This window comes from Gordonia sp. GONU (assembly GCF_024733855.1).
In the GTDB taxonomy this organism is placed as follows: domain Bacteria; phylum Actinomycetota; class Actinomycetes; order Mycobacteriales; family Mycobacteriaceae; genus Gordonia; species Gordonia amicalis.
In genome coordinates this window covers 78,940-95,592 of sequence record NZ_JANRHB010000017.1, presented here as the reverse complement: position 1 = coordinate 95,592, position 16,653 = coordinate 78,940, and the positions used below count along the sequence as shown (strand labels likewise).

At 67.7% G+C, this 16,653-nt stretch carries 18 protein-coding genes; 6 read left to right on the top strand and 12 right to left on the bottom strand.

The features are described from left to right. Positions 1–51: 51 nt before the first annotated feature. From NWF34_RS16085 to NWF34_RS16065, 5 genes are all read right to left on the bottom strand, one after another. Entirely contained in the window at positions 52–975 is a 924-nt protein-coding gene (locus NWF34_RS16085) for a DUF5926 family protein (RefSeq protein WP_258325505.1), read from the bottom strand. A gap of 61 nt (positions 976–1,036) precedes the next feature. Beyond that, complete coding sequence (locus tag NWF34_RS16080; protein ID WP_006437705.1) at positions 1,037–1,846, bottom strand: glycerophosphodiester phosphodiesterase; 810 nt, start codon at positions 1,844–1,846, stop codon at positions 1,037–1,039. Then, positions 1,843–2,757, bottom strand: coding sequence for a DUF4328 domain-containing protein (locus tag NWF34_RS16075; protein WP_258325504.1), 915 nt, complete (start codon positions 2,755–2,757; stop codon positions 1,843–1,845). The genes NWF34_RS16080 and NWF34_RS16075 overlap by 4 nt, the downstream gene beginning before the upstream one ends. A 107-nt stretch (positions 2,758–2,864) precedes the next feature. Further along, positions 2,865–3,242: a rhodanese-like domain-containing protein gene (locus tag NWF34_RS16070; RefSeq protein WP_238064110.1), complete on the bottom strand. Its 378-nt coding sequence runs from the start codon at positions 3,240–3,242 to the stop codon at positions 2,865–2,867. Between the two features lie 390 nt (positions 3,243–3,632). Beyond that, a complete protein-coding gene (locus NWF34_RS16065) occupies positions 3,633–4,496 on the bottom strand; it encodes a S49 family peptidase (RefSeq protein WP_006437708.1) in 864 nt (287 codons plus the stop codon). 100 nt (positions 4,497–4,596) lie between these two features. On the opposite strand from NWF34_RS16065, the gene NWF34_RS16060 reads away from it, so the two are divergent. After that, positions 4,597–5,352, top strand: coding sequence for a VOC family protein (locus NWF34_RS16060; RefSeq protein ID WP_258325503.1), 756 nt, complete (start codon positions 4,597–4,599; stop codon positions 5,350–5,352). Positions 5,353–5,403: 51 nt separating this feature from the next. Here NWF34_RS16060 and NWF34_RS16055 read toward each other — a convergent pair whose 3' ends face one another. Next, positions 5,404–6,492, bottom strand: coding sequence for a winged helix DNA-binding domain-containing protein (locus NWF34_RS16055; RefSeq protein WP_258325502.1), 1,089 nt, complete (start codon positions 6,490–6,492; stop codon positions 5,404–5,406). Between the two features lies 1 nt (position 6,493). Continuing rightward, positions 6,494–7,207: a peptide-methionine (S)-S-oxide reductase MsrA gene (gene msrA / locus NWF34_RS16050; RefSeq protein ID WP_258325501.1), complete on the bottom strand. Its 714-nt coding sequence runs from the start codon at positions 7,205–7,207 to the stop codon at positions 6,494–6,496. A 177-nt stretch (positions 7,208–7,384) separates the two neighbouring features. Here msrA and NWF34_RS16045 point away from each other — a divergent pair, with 177 nt between their 5' ends. Continuing rightward, positions 7,385–7,537 carry a hypothetical protein gene (locus NWF34_RS16045; RefSeq protein WP_258325500.1) on the top strand — a complete coding sequence of 51 codons (153 nt, stop codon included), beginning with the start codon at positions 7,385–7,387 and terminating at the stop codon, positions 7,535–7,537. Positions 7,538–7,736: 199 nt separating this feature from the next. Continuing rightward, a complete protein-coding gene (locus NWF34_RS16040) occupies positions 7,737–8,366 on the top strand; it encodes a superoxide dismutase (RefSeq protein WP_006437713.1) in 630 nt (209 codons plus the stop codon). A 164-nt stretch (positions 8,367–8,530) separates the two neighbouring features. Here the strand turns inward: NWF34_RS16040 and NWF34_RS16035 are convergent, their stop codons facing one another. After that, positions 8,531–9,283, bottom strand: coding sequence for an energy-coupling factor transporter transmembrane protein EcfT (locus NWF34_RS16035; protein WP_258325499.1), 753 nt, complete (start codon positions 9,281–9,283; stop codon positions 8,531–8,533). After that, positions 9,280–11,400, bottom strand: a complete 2,121-nt coding sequence (locus NWF34_RS16030) for an ABC transporter ATP-binding protein (protein WP_375295678.1) — start codon at positions 11,398–11,400, stop codon at positions 9,280–9,282. Before NWF34_RS16030 ends, NWF34_RS16035 begins: the two co-directional genes overlap by 4 nt. Before the next feature lie 213 nt (positions 11,401–11,613). On the opposite strand from NWF34_RS16030, the gene NWF34_RS16025 reads away from it, so the two are divergent. From NWF34_RS16025 to NWF34_RS16015, 3 genes are all read left to right on the top strand, one after another. Further along, positions 11,614–12,135 carry a peptidase gene (locus tag NWF34_RS16025; protein WP_258325498.1) on the top strand — a complete coding sequence of 174 codons (522 nt, stop codon included), beginning with the start codon at positions 11,614–11,616 and terminating at the stop codon, positions 12,133–12,135. Positions 12,136–12,284: 149 nt separating this feature from the next. Continuing rightward, entirely contained in the window at positions 12,285–13,013 is a 729-nt protein-coding gene (locus tag NWF34_RS16020) for a TMEM165/GDT1 family protein (RefSeq protein WP_258325497.1), read from the top strand. Positions 13,014–13,133: 120 nt separating this feature from the next. Beyond that, a complete protein-coding gene (locus tag NWF34_RS16015) occupies positions 13,134–13,895 on the top strand; it encodes an SDR family NAD(P)-dependent oxidoreductase (RefSeq protein WP_258325496.1) in 762 nt (253 codons plus the stop codon). Positions 13,896–13,910: 15 nt separating this feature from the next. Here NWF34_RS16015 and NWF34_RS16010 read toward each other — a convergent pair whose 3' ends face one another. The 3 genes from NWF34_RS16010 to NWF34_RS16000 all read right to left on the bottom strand — a co-directional run bounded on the left by NWF34_RS16010 (position 13,911) and on the right by NWF34_RS16000 (position 16,373). Then, entirely contained in the window at positions 13,911–15,083 is a 1,173-nt protein-coding gene (locus NWF34_RS16010; RefSeq protein WP_258325495.1) for an MAB_1171c family putative transporter, read from the bottom strand. Positions 15,084–15,103: 20 nt separating this feature from the next. Then, on the bottom strand, positions 15,104–15,616 hold the full coding sequence (locus NWF34_RS16005; RefSeq protein WP_258325494.1) for a hypothetical protein: 513 nt from the start codon (positions 15,614–15,616) through the stop codon (positions 15,104–15,106). A 181-nt stretch (positions 15,617–15,797) separates the two neighbouring features. Next, positions 15,798–16,373, bottom strand: coding sequence for a helix-turn-helix transcriptional regulator (locus NWF34_RS16000; RefSeq protein WP_006437721.1), 576 nt, complete (start codon positions 16,371–16,373; stop codon positions 15,798–15,800). Between the last annotated feature and the right edge of the window lie 280 nt (positions 16,374–16,653).

Below are 16,653 nucleotides of genomic sequence, written 5' to 3'. Positions count from 1 at the left end.
CGGCGCGACTTCACTCGAAGTCGCGCCGCCGAGGTGTTTCTCAGCCTCTGTCTAGCGCAGCGTCACCTGGCGGCCACGGATGCCGTCGCGCGAGCTCCGCTCGGCGATCGTCAGCTCCGAGGTGTCGGCGAGCGCCTCGCCCAGCCACTGATCGAGCTGATTGAGACCCGCCTGCCACTCCTCGTGGTGCATCTCGTTGTCGAGGTCGAACACCGGGACCAGCAGGCCGTGGGTGCGGAACGACCCGGCGAAGCGCGAACCCTCACCCATCGTCAGTCGGCCGGCCGCGTGGAGCCGGGCCATGGCCGCCATCAGGTCGTCCTCCGGTTCCGGACGGATCCACCGCAGGTGGGCCCGCTCCCCGGCGTCGACCCACCACGGGGCGCCCGAACCGCTGTCGACGACGAGGCGTGCGGTCGGCAGCACGGAATCGTTGGCGCGCTCGAACATCGGCGCGATCTCCGCGGGCACCTCGGTGCCTTCCGGGAACCACCACGAGAAGTCCTGGTGCACGGTGATGTCCAGGGTCGCGTCGGTCTTCAGCACCTCGTCGAGCGAGGGGGATTCGTCGGCGGACTCCAGATCGAACTCGCCACCCGCATCGGCGTGAGCGGCCCACGCGATGGCCGCGGCCAGCTCGACGGCCGGCGCCTGACGATCCGGCTCGGTCTGCAGACCGACCAAACCCTCTGTGGCGCCGCCTGATTCACGCGTGAGCGCGGGACCGGCACCGGGCAGGATCGTCACGACGAAGACGTCGTTGCGCGACTCGGCGGGCTCGACCAGTTCGAGGCGTGCAGTCGCCGACGCGACGAACGTCCGCAGCGCGACGAAGTCGCATTCGGCGGCCAACCCTGCGAAGGGACGCGGCGGCGGTGCCATCGACGCCGCCTGCCGAGCCTTACGAGCGGCGACCCGCTCGGCGCGATTGCTTCCCGGACGGGGTCCACTGCCCCGCTTGCTCTTCTTGCCCATCGGTCCACTCTCTCATGAGCAGGCCTCAGCACCCAGATGACCGGGGCACCGCGAAGACCGGTCAGTCGACGGTCACCAGCCAATCGCGCACCCTGGCCGGATGGTTCGTGGCCAGCCAGCGCACGCCCAGGTCGGCGCAGAGCTGGACGTCCACGAGTTCGTCGACGGTCCAGCAGTAGGTCACGCGCCCGGCCGCGGCGGCCCGGTCGACGAGGTCCGGGTACTGCCTCAACGTCATCACCGACGGTCCGATCCCCGTCGCCCCGACGGCGGTCGCCGCGCTTCCGCCGAGCACCCGGGCGGTGTCGCCCAGCAGGATGGTCGGGAGCATCGGGGCATGGCGGCGGATACGCCAGACCCCGGCGGAGGAGAACGAGATGACCACCGCGCGACTGTGATCGGCCGACGGCGGCGTCGCCACCCCGAACTCGTGCAGGATCTCGAGGAGCTTCTGCTCGACGAGGCTGCCGAATCGCACGGGATGTTTGGTCTCGATGAACAACCGGACCGGCCGCCGCCAGTCCAGGGTGAGCGTGAGCAGCTCACGCAGGGTCAGGATCGATGCGGGGTCGCCGGCGGAATGCCAACTCCCGAAGTCGAGTTCGCGGAGCTGGTCCAGGGTCATCTCGCTGACGATGCCGGACCCGTTCGACGTGCGGTCGACGGTACGGTCGTGCACGCAGACGAGCTCGTGGTCGGCGGTCAGCCGGACGTCGCATTCGAGTCCGTCCGCGCCCTGCGCGAGGGCGAGTTCGTACGCGGCCAGCGTGTGTTCCGGACGGTCCCCGGAGGCACCGCGGTGTGCGACCACCGCCGGCTTTCCCGAACGCGACACCTTCTCGACCGCACCCACGTTCACACCTGCGTTCATCCGACCGCCACCCACCTTCTCTTCGGGACCGGAACCGCCGTGACGGCGTCGAACAGCACCGGCACGCGGCGCGTCAGCCAGAAGGCGAAGGCCGCCGAGACGGCCGCGCTGATGATCACCATGGCCAGTGCGTTGGCCCCGGTCTGCACCGAGTCCGAACCCCACGCGACGGCACGTGCGATCAGTGCCAGTACCGCGGTGACGTTGACGATCACCCACGCGACCCACAGCCGGCGGAACCGGCGTCCGACGCGTTCCGCGTCGAGGGACGGGTCATGGGCCACGCGCAGGGCCGCGACCTCGCCCAGAACCAGTGGCGCGCCGATCAGGTTGACCAGCGGCACTCCCACCAGCACGCCGACCCAGACCGGCCGTCTCGGATCGAGCAGGCGGGCGTCCTCATAGGCACCGGCCCGCAGGTCCATCACCCAGCGCATGAACGCGAGGGTCGCCCAGACGTAGGCGAGGAAGGCGGCGACACCTCCGAAGATGATCAGCCAGTCGGACACCACGATCAGCGGGTCGGGCAGCGGCTGGGTGCGGTTGACGGCCAGTAGGAGGTAGCGCACCAGATGGATGACCGCGGAGGCCGCGAGTGCGGTTCCGGCCACGACGAGCACGAACAGCAGGCGTGCCCGCGAGGTCTCGATCCGGTCGTGGGTCGCGTCCGGCTTCACCGGTTCGTCGCGCAAACCCCACGTGGGGATGTACACGTACCGCGGGATGAGCCGCGGGCCGCGCGAACCCGACGGCCCGCGACGGATGGGAATGGCCTCGGGAGGACGCCGAGCGACCCACCGGACGTTGCGACCCCGGTAGAAACGGCCGGTCGGCACGGGAGCGCGGCGTGTCGGGGCGGGTGCCGCGGGACGGGTCGGCGCGGGCGCCGCCGGATGTGCCGTCGCCGCCATCGCATGCGCGACATCGTCGACGACGCTCAGCGGGCCACCACAGCGAGGACAGTGCTCCCGCCCGGGACGGTGCGGCGCCTGGATTCGGCACCGCGGACAGAGGTCGATCATCGGACGGCGTCGCCCCCACCGTTGCCCTGGCCGTTCCCGCCGCCGAATTCGACGGGCTTGCCGTGCTCCTGCCAAGCGAGCATCCCGCCGCGGACGCAGATGCCGTCGTATCCCACCTGTGCGAGGTACTGCAGAACCCGCATCGACCGGCCGCTCGAATGACACACCACATAGAGGTCCGCATCCGGGTCGATCTCGCCGAGCCGGCCGGGGATCTCGGCCATCGGGATGTGGACGGCGCCGCGGATGTGCCCGTTCGCCCATTCGTCGGGTTCACGGACGTCGAGGATCACCGCCTCGGCCGTCCCGGTGAAGTCGTCCGGCAAATCGGTCACCGGCACCTGCGTGATGTCGCCCATGGTCACGATTTCCATGGTGGCACAGTCATGGCACAAGGCGTGTCAGGTCATCTTGACGGACGTTTCCGGCGGCGCCATGAACATCGCATTCAGCATCACGCAGATTGCGTAAATGCGGCCTATGCTGACCATCATAGTTTTATCCACATGCGCTGACCGGACACCTGTCCGGTGTCCCCATCTCACCGTCAACCTGGGGATGAGACTGTGGAAACTGTGGAAAAACCCTGGCCAACCGGCCTGTCGATGTGACTGGTGTCACTAGTTCGACCCAATGTGCGCGCAGGAAATTCACCAAACTGCAGGGGCCGACCGGTGGTGCCTTTTCTTTCCATGCACACACCTGTGGATAACGTGGGGACAAACCCTTGGGGAAAACCCCCGAACTGGGTCTGGTATTACCCCTCAGTCACGGTGTACAAACGCGGTCCGCACCGCCGGGGCGCGGTCGAAGGCGGCGAGTACACCCGTCGTGACGCTCTCGGCGAGACCCGACACCGACATCTGGTTGCCGACCAGACGTGCCAGCAGAGGCTTGGGCGCCTCGATGACCGTGATCTCGGCGTCGGGGTAGCGCTCGGCCACCACCGAACGCATCACGCCGATGCCGTCGACCAGACCGAGTTCGGCGGCGCGGTGCCCGACCCACACATCGCCGTTGAACAGCTCCTCGTCGGATGCTGTCAGCTTCTTGCCACGACGCTGACGCACCCACGCGATGAAAGCCTCGTGCAGCTGCCCTTGGAGACCCTTGAGCCATTCGACGTCCTCGGGCACCTCCGGCGAGAAGGTGTCGAGCCGGGCCTTGTTCTCCCCCGTCGTGTAGAGACGACGCTGCACGCCGAACCGGTCGAGCAGTGCCGAGAAGCCGAAACCCGAGGACACCACCCCGATGGAACCGACGATCGAGGTGTGCGCGGCGTAGATCTCGTCCGCCGCACAGGCCATCCAGTAGCCACCGGACGCCGCGACGTCCTCACAGAACGCCAGGACCGGCACGCCCTTCTCCGCGGACAGCTGTCGGATGCGCTCGGCGATGTACTCCGACTGGGCGGGCGAACCTCCGGGCGAATTGATCACGACCACCACGGCCTTGAGCCGATCGGTGTCGAACGCCCGCTTGAGTACCGGTTCGACCGTGTCGGTCGTCAGACCGTGCCTGCCCATGCCGGCACCGCCGATCGGACCGTCGAGTCGAACCACCGCGACGTGCTCGGCACGCGATCTCGCGAACTTCTTGCCCACCGCCGCCAGCGGTCCTGCAGTCATCTGCCCGAGTCTAGTGGCGGATCACCACAGCAGGTTTCCGGCGGGCACGCCCGCGTTGTCTCCGGGGTGCAAGCGGCACTCGCACCGTAGACTCTCCCGCGTGCAGGTCAGGTGGCTCAGCGCATTCCTCGATTTCCCCGCCGACGAGTTCGGCGGCGAGGTGACGTTCTGGCGCGCGATCTCGGGCAGCACCGTCTCGCCACCGCGCGGCGAACACCGAGAATTCGCCTCCCTCGAACCGTTCCACGGCGATCCGCACCTGCGTGTGCAGCGGGTCGACGAGGGCCCGGGCGGGGTCCACCTCGACATCCACACCGACGATCCGCACGCGGCAGCCGAGGAGGCCGCCGGCCTCGGGGCGACCCTGATCCGCAATGCCGACACCCACCTGGTCCTCCGTTCACCGGCGGGCTTCGTGTTCTGCCTGGTGCCGTGGGAGGGCGAGACCACCCGGTCGCGACCGATCCGGTGGCCCGGCGACGCCATCAGCATCATCGACCAGTTGTGCATCGACATCCCGGCCCCCGACTTCGACGCAGAGGTCGAGTTCTGGACGAACCTGACCGGTTGGCCGCTCAATCCGCCCGGCACCCGACCCGAACTCGTCGCGCTGCGTCGAGATCCATCTATCACGATCGGAATCCTGTTGCAGCGCAGGGAGTCCGGGACGACCGACGACTCGACACCCGCGACCGGACACCTCGACCTCGCGACGAATTCGGTACCCGACGAGGTGGCGCGTCACGAGGGATGGGGCGCCCGCGCGGTCGACCACTTTCCGAAGTGGACGACGATGGTCGACCCGATGGGGCGCCCGTACTGCATCACGTCACGCAATCCACGTACCGGGGCCTGACCCCGCTCCTTGAGTAGCCCCGGAGCTTGCGGAGGGGCGTATCGAAAGGACTCAGGGAGAGGCAGGTTCAGCGGCGAGGAACTCGCGCAACCTCTCGACCTCGGCGTCGATCTCACGCTCCTCGGCCTTGGTGACCTCGCGCAGCATCTCGACGCGCACCCCGTCTTCACCGTCGAGATGCCATGTGCCGGCGAGGAATCCGTCGGCGAAGACGAAACCGGGTGAGCGGCCGTTGGGTGTCACGGTCCGGCGGAACAACTCCGGGTCGGCGACGCGGACGCGGTCGGCCGAGACCCCGATGACGTGATCGAAGGGCGCCACGAGGCGGGCCGGCGCGGGTGTGTCCGGGTCGGCGAAACCGAGTCCGTCGAGGTCGTAGAGGATCTCGCCGTGCGGGCCGACCAGTCGGACGAGTTCCCAGTCGGCTTCGAGCTTTTCGACGAGCGGCCGCAGCCCGGTCAGCCCGGACCACGTCTGGATGGCCTTGACGGTGGCGGGACCGAAGCCGCGGAGGTACAGGCGGATCAGGTCCGCGCGCGCGTCGTCACCCTCGACCGCCGGCTCGCCCGGGCCGACCCATTCGTCGAACAACCGGTAGGTCGGTGCCGCGCGTCCCCGCCAGAGACCACGCGGCGGCACCTGGACCAGAGGCAGCCCGCACCGGGCGATCCCGGTGAGTGTGGACGGGTTCTCCCCCGGATGACGAACAGCCAGCTGCTTTCCCAGGTCGGCACCACTGAGCTCACCGCCGGCGAGAAGCCGGGCGGCGTCGGCGAGAACCTGCGACGGATCCGCATCCACGAGTCGCGGCATGTGCGCCTCGGTGAGTTCGCGCCGCAGAATCGGTTCGGCGAGGGGCCGGATCCATCGGGCGTCCTCGGCATCGATGAGGAACACCGTGGACCGCAGCAACGCGATTCGCACGACCTCCCGCGCCGTGAGGAGCTCGTCGAGTTCGGACGAGTCGAATCCCTCGACGCGCGACCACAATCCGAAGAAGGCGGCGCGCGGGTCCTGGGACTGCATCCCCACGCAGCGGTCCAGCACCTCGATGGCGTCCTCGTCGACGCGATCGAGCAGGTGCTGGCGGGACAGCAGGGTTCGGTTCCACTGCCTCAGGGTGATCGTCTCGCCGGTCACCTCAAGCGGGGTAGCTGATTCCGGTCGCCGCGTGGCAGCGATAGCCGTGCGGGTTCTTGGCCAGATACTGCTGGTGGTAGTCCTCCGCGTAGTAGAAGCGCCCGTCGCCGGCGGCCTCGAGCGGCTTGATCTCGGTCGCGATCCGCCCCTCTCCGGCCGCGTCGAGCGCGGACTGGAACTTGGCCGCGGACTGCGCGACGATCGCGGCGTCGTCGTCGGAAAGGGTGTACACCGCCGACCGGTACTGGGTGCCGATGTCGTTGCCCTGTCGCATCTCCTGCGTGGGATCGTGGGACTCCCAGAAGATCTTGAGGATGCCCTCGAGGTCGATGACCGCCGGATCGAAGACGACGAGTGCCGACTCGGTGTGGCCGGTGCGCGCGGTGCAGGTCTCCTCATACGTCGGGTTCGGGGTGTGACCGCCGGCGTAGCCGACCGCGGTGGTGTACACACCCGGGACCTGCCAGAAGATCTCCTCGATCCCCCAGAAACAGCCGCCCGCCAGGATCACCGCGGACAACCGGCCGTCGAAGGCACCGATGCCGCCATGGGCGTACGAGCCGTCGGCCTCCGGTCGTCCGCGCATCGGGTTGTGCAGGACCAGATGGTCGCCGGGAACAGTGATCTCGGTGTCGCGCCCAGGCAGTGCGGAATCGGCCGCGATGAGTTCCTGCTTGTGTGAACTGGCAGCAAAGAGCTGGTCAAGCCAAGACATGCGGCAAGTCTACGCGCGCCGCCGACCCTGTCCGAGTTCTCCGAATTGAGTCAACCGTCCCAGTCTGACTATGATGGCGATCACATCCTGATTTGTGATACCCGTCACTGTCGGTCGACGGTCCGCCGGACCCCGGAGACGCCGATGGTGAAGCCGATCCGCTGACGAGGGGCGACAATGGCGACGCACGCGACCGGAGACTTCCGGAGCGCAGGCCGGACTCCCCGCGGCGCCCCGCGCGCCAACTACGACGTGGCGAGAAGCTGCCGCGCGATCGGGTTGAGCATCGTCGCCCTGCTCGCCGTCTTCGTCGCACTCATGCTGATCTGAGCGGATTCGGACATCTCGCCCGCGCACCACGGTGCCGCCGCGGCACGGTTGACCTTCAACCGCACTTGATATTTCTTGTGGCCTCTTTGTTGCAATCACCCATGGTGTGCGGAAGGGTGGAAGCATCCGCGTGGCGCCGACCCGGTCGGCGCACCCACGTGTGAAACAGGGAAACGAAAGCACCTCAGAGAGGAACATCGTGGCTGAATACACCTTGCCGGATCTGGATTACGACTACGCGGCACTGGAGCCGCACATCTCCGGCAGGATCATGGAGCTCCACCACAGCAAGCACCACGCGACCTACGTCAAGGGCGCCAACGACACCCTGGAGAAGCTGGCCGCGGCCCGCGAGGACGACAGCATCGCCGGCAAGGTCTACGGGCTCTCGGCCACGCTGTCCTTCCACCTGGGCGGCCACACCAACCACTCGATCTTCTGGAAGAACCTGTCGCCCAACGGCGGTGGCGAGCCCGAGGGTGACCTCGCCGCGGCGATCACCGAGCAGTTCGGTGGCTTCGACAAGTTCAAGGCCCACTTCACCGCCGCCGCCACCACCCTGCAGGGTTCGGGCTGGGCGATCCTGGGCTACGACACCATCGGCGGCAAGCTGGTCATCCTGCAGCTGACCGATCAGAGCGGCAACATCCCCGCCGCGATCATCCCGGTCGTCATGCTCGACATGTGGGAGCACGCCTTCTACCTCGACTACCAGAACGTCAAGCCGGACTACGTCAAGGCTTGGTGGAACGTGGTCAACTGGGCCGACGCCGGTGAGCGTTACGGTCGCGCGAAGACCCAGGGCAGCGGACTCGTCGTGCCTGCCTGATCCTGGTTCGCCAGACATCAACGGCGCCGGTCACCTTCGGGTGGCCGGCGCCGTTTCTTGCCCTTCGAGGCTCGCTTCGCTCGCACCTCAGGGAGCGAGGGGTTGGCTTCGCTCGCACCTCAGGGAGCGGGGGTTGGCTTCGCTCGCACCTCAGGGAGCGGGGTCTAGAGAATCAGCGTCACCGCGACGGCCACGCCGCAGGCGGCGGCGATCACGATGAGCGCCAACAGATCTGCGCGTCCCGGGCGGGCCGGATGAGCCGTGAGCCGGCCGGTGCCACCGCGTGCGGTGATCGCCTCGGCCATCTCCGCGCTGCGGCGGAGCGCCGACGACATGGCCGCGGTGATGAGATCCATGATCCCCATCTCCGCCGACGGGTGGTCGCTGCGCCCCTTCGCCGTCGGGCGCAGCTTGTGAGCCGCGCGCAACATGCGCAACTCCTCGATCAACAGCGGAAGACCCCTGAGACACAACGCGATCGCGACCGCCCATTCGTCGACCGGTAGCCGGAGGCGACGCAGTGGGCGCATCAGCCGCGCGAGCGCGGGCGCGACGTCGGCCATCGGGGTGGTCCAGATGACGAGGATCGAACTCGCGACGAGGACGAGCGCGAGGGTGACGGCACGCAGGAAGATCAGCGCCCCGTGCAGGCCGGCGAAGGAGACGTTGAACGCGACGCCGATACCGATCAGGCCCCAGAACCACCAGGGCGGACGCGGGATGGCACCCAACGGGATCCCGGCGACCAGAGCGGTGAGGACGACGATCGCGGCCACCATCCCCAGTGCCGGCCACGACGGCAGCACCCAGGTCATGACGCCGAGGATCAGCACGATCACCAGCTTGGTTCCCGCCCACAGTCGGTGGACGAAGGAATCGCCGGGGACCTGCCGCAACGGGACCGTGCGCATTGTCATGGGGCACCTCCGTCCCAGCCGGACGGCTGATCCGCGTTCTGATGGGTGTCGGGCAGCAACCGTCCGTCGACGAGCCGAACCCGGCGGGTGCACACAGAGTCCAGTGATTCGAAGTCGTGCGAGATGATCACGATCGTCATGCCCTCGGCGCGCAGACGGGCGAGGAGGGCGACGATCTCTTCACGGGCCAACGGATCGAGACCGGCGAGGGGCTCGTCGAGCACGAGCATGTCGGGGTGGCGCGCGATGAGCCCGGCCAGCACGACGCGACGCATCTGGCCGCCCGACAGGGAATCGACCTTGGTGGCCGCCATCTGCCGTGGCAACCCGACGAGTTCGAGGACACGGGCGACCTCTGCGGTGCCGACCTTCTCGCCACCGGCCGCCATGATCTCGTCGGCGACCGTGACCTTCTGTAGCTGCAGACGCGCGTGCTGGAAGCCGAGCCCGATCGCGCCGACATGATCACTGACGGGCTCCCCGGCGTCGAAACCCGCTGCCGGAGTGAACTTTCCGGCTGTGCCGAGCAGGTGGCAGGTGCCGGTTCGCGGTGACAGGAGTCCCGTCATGATCCAGGCGAGGGTCGTCTTGCCCGACCCGTTGCCGCCGACGATGAGCAACCCCTCGCCGCGGTACACGGTCAAGGTGATGTCGGTGAGGGCGACGACCTCCCAGGGCGATCCGGGCAGGTGCGCGTAGCCCACGTGATCGAGCACCAGCAGCGGCCCACCGATGTGTGGTCCGGGCGACGCGAGAGATGTCGCGGACTCGGTCGGCGAGAGATGGTCGAGGTCGGCGTGCGGGTCCGGCATCCAGTGCGGCGGATGAGGAACCACGCGACCGCCCTCGAGGTGGATGACACGGTCGGCGGCCGCGGCCTCGCTGCCGCGGTGGGTGATCAGCACGACCGCGATCCCGCGACGGGCAGGCAACGACGCAAGCAGGTGGAGGAGTTGCCCGCGCCCCTCCGGGTCGACCATCGAGGTGACCTCATCGGCGATGAGCAGTTGCGGATCCCGGGCGAGGGCCGCGGCGATGGCGAGGCGCTGTTGCTGCCCACCGGACAGATCGGTGGTCTCGCGGTCGCCGAGACCACTCAGCCCGACCTCGGCGAGGAGCGCTTCGACGTCCACGTCGGCATCCGGCGGCAGACCCCACACCACGTCGTCGGCGACTCGTGACCCGAGCATCTGGATCTCCGGCCGCTGCAGGACGAGCGCGGTGCCGCCGTGGACGCCGAGCCCGGCCAGGCCCGGACGGTGGACGACGCCGCTGGTCGGGGTGCGACCGGCCAGGATCTTCGCCAGCGTCGACTTGCCCGAGCCGTTGGCGCCGACGACGGCGACGAACTCGCCGGGGTCGATGCGCAGGTCGATGTCGTGGAGGACCGGCCTCGCCTCCGGGCTGTACGCGAAACCGACGCCTTCGGCAGTGACCGGGAGCGGCGCGACGTGGGTCGCCGTGGATCCCGGACCGTCGGAGGTGAGCGTGTCCTCGCTGGGAACGTCGCGCAGCCGGGCGATCACCCCGCCGAGGATCCACCAGGCCGCGAGGAGTGAGATCGCGGTGCCCACTGTCCCGGAGATCCAGATCCACGCCCACCAATGACTGGCGATGCTGCGGCTCATCGCGTCGAGGGCCTCGCCCACGCCGTCGGTGGGTCCCCACCCGTGCAGCCATTTGGCGACGCCGTGGATGGAGTTGGTCATCGCCTCGATGGTCAGTTCGCGCAGGGGCACCAGCACGAGGAGCACCAGTACGGAGACACCGCCGAGGATCGGCGAGGCCACGAGGGTGGCCAGTCCGAGTGCTCCGACCCCACGACCACGGCGTTTGATGTCCCCGACGATCCCGCCGACCAGTGCCGAACCGAGGACGGTGGCCATCGCACCCGTACCCGCCATGGCGAAGGCGACCGCCGTCGTTGCCACCGTGGCGGTGAGAAGTGCCCGTGGCCGCGTGCGGGCTGCGATGAGGGCAAGAGGAACCGGGGCGAGCAGACCGGCCGCCTGCGCCAGCGGGATGACCGAGGCGATGACCACCGCGGCAACGGTCAGGCCACCGAAGATCGCGACGGACGCGAACTCCATGGGCCGCAGCGCAGGCGAGTTCTTCACCGGTCCAGTGTGCCTGGTGTCCACCCCTGCCCCGGGCGCGGCCATCGGCGATGGCACCTGGCCGTCGGTCGATCACATGTAAACGAACCGTCACAAGACGGTGGTTCGGGTTGTCCGTTTCGCGCCCGCGGTGGATTCTTTTCACACCGGTGGTCTTCGACGGACCCGGGTCCCGATGACCAGGTCCCCCACCCGAATCGGAGGGAGGACACGATGCAGCCGATTCCGATCGGACTCACCCCGTTCCAGCACGAAGGCAAGCTGAACGGCATCCTCATCTCCGGTCGCTGGCCGGAATCCACCCTGGAATGGACGCAGACCCTCGTCGGCTCGGTACGGATCGCTTGCCGGCCGGGTTTCCTCCCGACGACGACGATCTTCGGCGTCGTCGAGCAGCGCCCGGCCCGGGGCGGCGAGAACACGGTCGGGATGATGGTCGCGATCGGGAACGTCATCGACGACAGCTTCGTCGAAGCGGGCAGGTTCCTGAACAATCCCCCGGCCCTGGTGATGCTGCACCCGCCGTCGCAGACACGTCCGTCACTTCCGGAATGCTCGGAGGTCGCGTCCGGCTGCGTCCTGCTGCCCGGACTCCCCGAACTCGGACTCGAGCATCGAGCCGGGTGGGCGGAGGCGGAGGCCGACGGGACGGTCGTGAATCTCCGCAACGAGGTCGGTATCGACCCCAATGCCGATCCCGACACCGCCGTGCTCGCCATGCTTCTCGCAGCTTAGACACCCCGAGGCACCCCGAAGGTTCTCCGCAGGGCTCCCGCACGCCGGTTTCCGGGTCCCCGAACAGTTCTTTTTGTGCCCCCGACCTGCACAGATGCGGGTTACTGATGAGTTGCATTCGCCAGTTAGGTCTCACTAACCTGGCGTTCGTGATTGCTGCCCTGCTCCTGAGTTTCGGCGTGATCTTCGTCGCCGAACTGGGCGACAAATCACAGCTGATGGCCATGACGTACGCCCTGCGTTACCGCTGGTGGGTCGTCATCCTCGCCATCACCGTCGCCACCACCGCGGTCCATGCCGTCTCGGTGTTCTTCGGTCATTTCCTCGGAATGTCGCTGCCCACCGATCTGATGTCGGTCCTGGCCGGCCTCGCCATGCTCGCCTTCGGCCTGTGGACGGTCTACGGCGACCGCCTCGACGACGAGGAGCGGAACCGTGCGAGCCGGGTCGGCGCGTCGGTGTTCCTCGCCGTGATGTCGGCCTTCTTCCTCGCCGAACTCGGCGACAAGACGATGCTGGCCACCATCACGATCGCCACCGACCACGATTGGCTCGGCGTGTGGATCGGTTCGACGGTCGGCATGGTCGCCGCGGATGCCCTGGCGATCGGCGTGGGCGTACTTCTCGGCAAGCACCTCCCCGAACGCGTCATCGCGATCGGTGCGGCCGTGCTGTTCTTCGGTTTCGCGGTGTGGCTAACCGCATCCGGTCTCGTCGGTGCGTCGACTCCGATGATCGCTGCGACGATCACCGCCGCGGTCGTCATCACCGGTGTGGGCGCGTTCCTCATCCAGCGCGACCGGCGGCTCCGCGGCGCCGACGACGAGAACGCCGAACCAGCCACTCCCGAGCGTTCGCTCGGTCGTCACGAGGGCTGAGCGCGGGGGCTCCACAACCTCTGACTATCGTGAACGTGCACCCTGCGCCGGTGCACGTCGTCCACTTCATCGGGACACGGGTCCGGCGGCAATCGGTACCGCGAAAGGACTATTCAACCCATGGACGTTTCAGGCGCTTCCGTTCTGGTCACCGGCGGGGCATCGGGCCTCGGCGCAGCCACCGCCCGTCGCTTCGCCGCCGCAGGCGCTCAGGTCTTCGGCCTCGACCTGCAGGACTCGATCGACAAGGCGGCCCCCACCGACGGCGTCACCCTGATCCCCGCCGACGTCACCGACGAAGCACAGGTCCAGGGCGCGATCGACACCATCGCCGAGTCGGGCGCACCGCTGCGCGTCGCCGTCAACTGCGCAGGCGTCGGCTGGGCCGCACGCATCCTCGGCAAGGACGGCCCGCACGACCTCGGCCTGTTCCGCAAGGTCATCGACATCAACCTGGTCGGCACCTTCAACGTCATGCGGCTGGCCGCCAACCGCATGTCGGAGCAATCCACGATCGACGGTGACGGCCAGCGCGGCGTCATCATCAACACCGCATCGGTGGCGGCCTTCGAGGGCCAGATCGGTCAGATCGCATACGCCGCGTCGAAGGGTGGCGTCCACGCGATGACCATCTCGGCTGCACGCGACCTCGCCCGCATCGGCGTGCGCGTCTGCACCATCGCGCCCGGCACGATCAGCACCCCGATGCTCGCCGGCGTCACCCCCGAGTTCCAGAAGACCCTGGCCGAGGCGATCCCGTTCCCGCAGCGTCTCGGCGAGCCCGACGAGTACGCACAGCTCGCCGAGTTCATCGTCGAGCACAACTACCTCAACGGCGAGACCATCCGGATGGACGGCGCGATCCGGATGGCTCCGCGCTAGTCCGGAGGCCTTGCACTAGGCGGCCGGCTCCTGGTGACCACCTGCGGGAATGTGGGTGGCCTCCGAGAGCCTGAGCGCAGTGGACAACCTGATCAGCGGTGCGGCATCCGCTTCCAGACCCTCGCCGTCGGCGGGGGCGAGGTCGCGGACCGCGCCGCTGGTTTTTTCGGCGGCCTCGGGCGACGTCATCCCGTCGATGGCCGCGCGCAGCATCCTGGCCTGGACCCCGACCTCCGCGTAGTCGAACGCCACCGACAGGTGCGGGCTGATCTGGGTCAGCGCGTCTCGGGTCTCGACGACCCGCCGGTGCAGTCGCGTCGTCGGCGACAGCGGGCCGGGATCGGGTAGGACGACCTCGGGTACCGCGTCGGTGACCAGGCGCCACAGGGGCAGGAGTTCGATGTCGAGTCGTCGGCGACGCCGGTTCGCGAGGAAGGTCTGCACCCGCGCATAGACCATGGGGTAGCTGATCCCGGCGAGGAAGATGACGATTCCCAGGATCGCGACGACACGGTTGGTCGTCACCAGCCACGGTGAGCGCACCACGTTGGTCGCCGACACGATCACGAACACGATCTGCCCCACGGCGCTGAGCGCCAGCAGTCCCAGCCCGCCGATCAGCAGACCCAGTGAGACACGCAGATAGCCGTCGGCTGTGGCGTAGAATTTGCGGACGCTGTTGACGCACGCGGCGAATCCGTAGGTGAGATATCCGCTGGCGATCAGTATGAAGAGGGCGAAACCCCAGTTCTGCACCGTCCACTCACTGATGGTCGCGGTACGGATCTCGACCGGGATGACCAGCATCGTGACCTGTAGCCCGACGAGCGAGGCGACGAGGGGCAGGGCCTCCCACCCGGCGCGGCGTTCGCGGCTCACGCGATCCGGGAAGAAGAACACGATGACGAGTGCGGCCACCCCGATCGCCAGAAGTGCGTAGAACGCCACCCGCGACAGACCCGGGAAGCCGTTGTCGTCGAGAGCGGCCGACACCGACTCGTCGACGACGACGAATGCCACCGTCAGCGAGGCGACCGCCACCATCATCGCGAGCGGCTGGAGCCCCCAGCCGGCACGCCGGATCTGATCCAGGCGCCAGCAGAAGGCGAAGGCGAAGACGGCCGCGGCGATCGCGTTGACCACCCCGACGCCGACGTCGATGTTCTGGGAGAAGGCAGTGAACGTCACGGCGCTTTCACCCGCACTGATCACAACCACCCGCGGTGACCGCCCAGGAGTCGCTGAAGTCCGCGTAGTTCATCGTGCGACGCCGTGCTGCCGACTCCGGTGCCGGCTTCCTCTGCCCACGCCAGGATCATCGACGCGAGCATCTCCGCTTCCCACTCGCGAGCGTCCGAGTAGCAGGTACGACGAAGCGCTGCGGCGGACTCGTCGCGGGTGAGCGCTGCCAGACCTTCGGCCGACACCTCGCCGAGGATCTGATGGCCGGCGATGAGATGACCGAACTCGTGGATGACGATCTGGTCCCGGTGGAGTCTGGACGTGTTCGCCTGATGGAAGAAGTAGTCCGCGTCGGCCGCGGCCAGCCAGATGCCGTTGGGAACCCCGGTCGGCAGAGGGTGGGCGATCAGGCGAATCGGACGTCCCCGACGCTCGCCGTACCGATCACACAGCTGTGTGACGTCGAGAGGGAGATCGAGATCGAGCCCCTTCAACGAGGTGCGACACAGCGCCCGCAATGCGCGTTCTGATCGACGCATGCCGTCAATCGAACCATGAGCTCGCACAACGAGGCGATTCGTGTCCACGAAACCAAGGGCCCGCTGCGTTTTCCCAGTTCACACGGCGTCCGAACTCTCCAGGCCGACACCCCACGGCCCGTGATCGTCAGTGACACTCGTGATCGGTGAGAACCCGGATATGCGGATCCTTTAGACGATCTCAGTCCTCGCCCGAGTCTCCCACCACCCGCAGACGCGAGTCGGCCGACGGCTTCTCGTCGCTGAGCCCTGCCGCGATGACGTCCGGCGGATCCTTCGGCAGACCCTGCTGCTCGCGCAGGACCTTGATCAGTTCGTTCACCACGGTGACCGAATCGCTCGAGAGCCCCGCCAGACGGAATGCTGCCAACTGAACGTTGGTGTCCGCCTGCAGCCGCATGAGATCGATTTCGTCGCGAGTGCGCTGCGCGGCCCGATCCTCGAGGAAGTAATGCACGTCGACACCGAATGCGGCCGCGATTCCCTCGACGGTTCGGAACGACGGGGACTTCGCTTTCCCCGATCGCAGCTGACTCAGATACGACTCGCCGAGACGGAATCCCCGCTCCGTCGACCTCGCCGCGATCGCCTTGGCACTGTATGCCCTCCCGTTCGGACCGGGAACGGTCCGAAACAGCTCCTCGAGTCGCCGGGCGAACAGCCCCGGATCGAGTGCATCCGATTCCTTCGTTCTCGAACGATCGGAGTCGGTGCGTCCGGTGTCGCCCATAGGCTTCTCCGCCCCTCCTGCAGTCATGACCATCTTCTCCGAGACGCAAAACTTGAATTTGCAAACATTAAAGCCCGCTGTACACGGCCATCGCAATGACCGGTACGGTCAGAAGGTACCGGAACGCGGCCCACGATGCGTATCACCTGTGGTGATGCTGTAACGAACGTTAGTGTGGCGTTCTTCACATTCTTGGGGGTCACACGTTGCCGACACGCTCACGGCAGATGAATGTTTGTCCTCGCTGCGGTCCACATGACCCATTGACGCCGGCTGTCGCACCCGCGAACCTCGCCACCGACTGTAC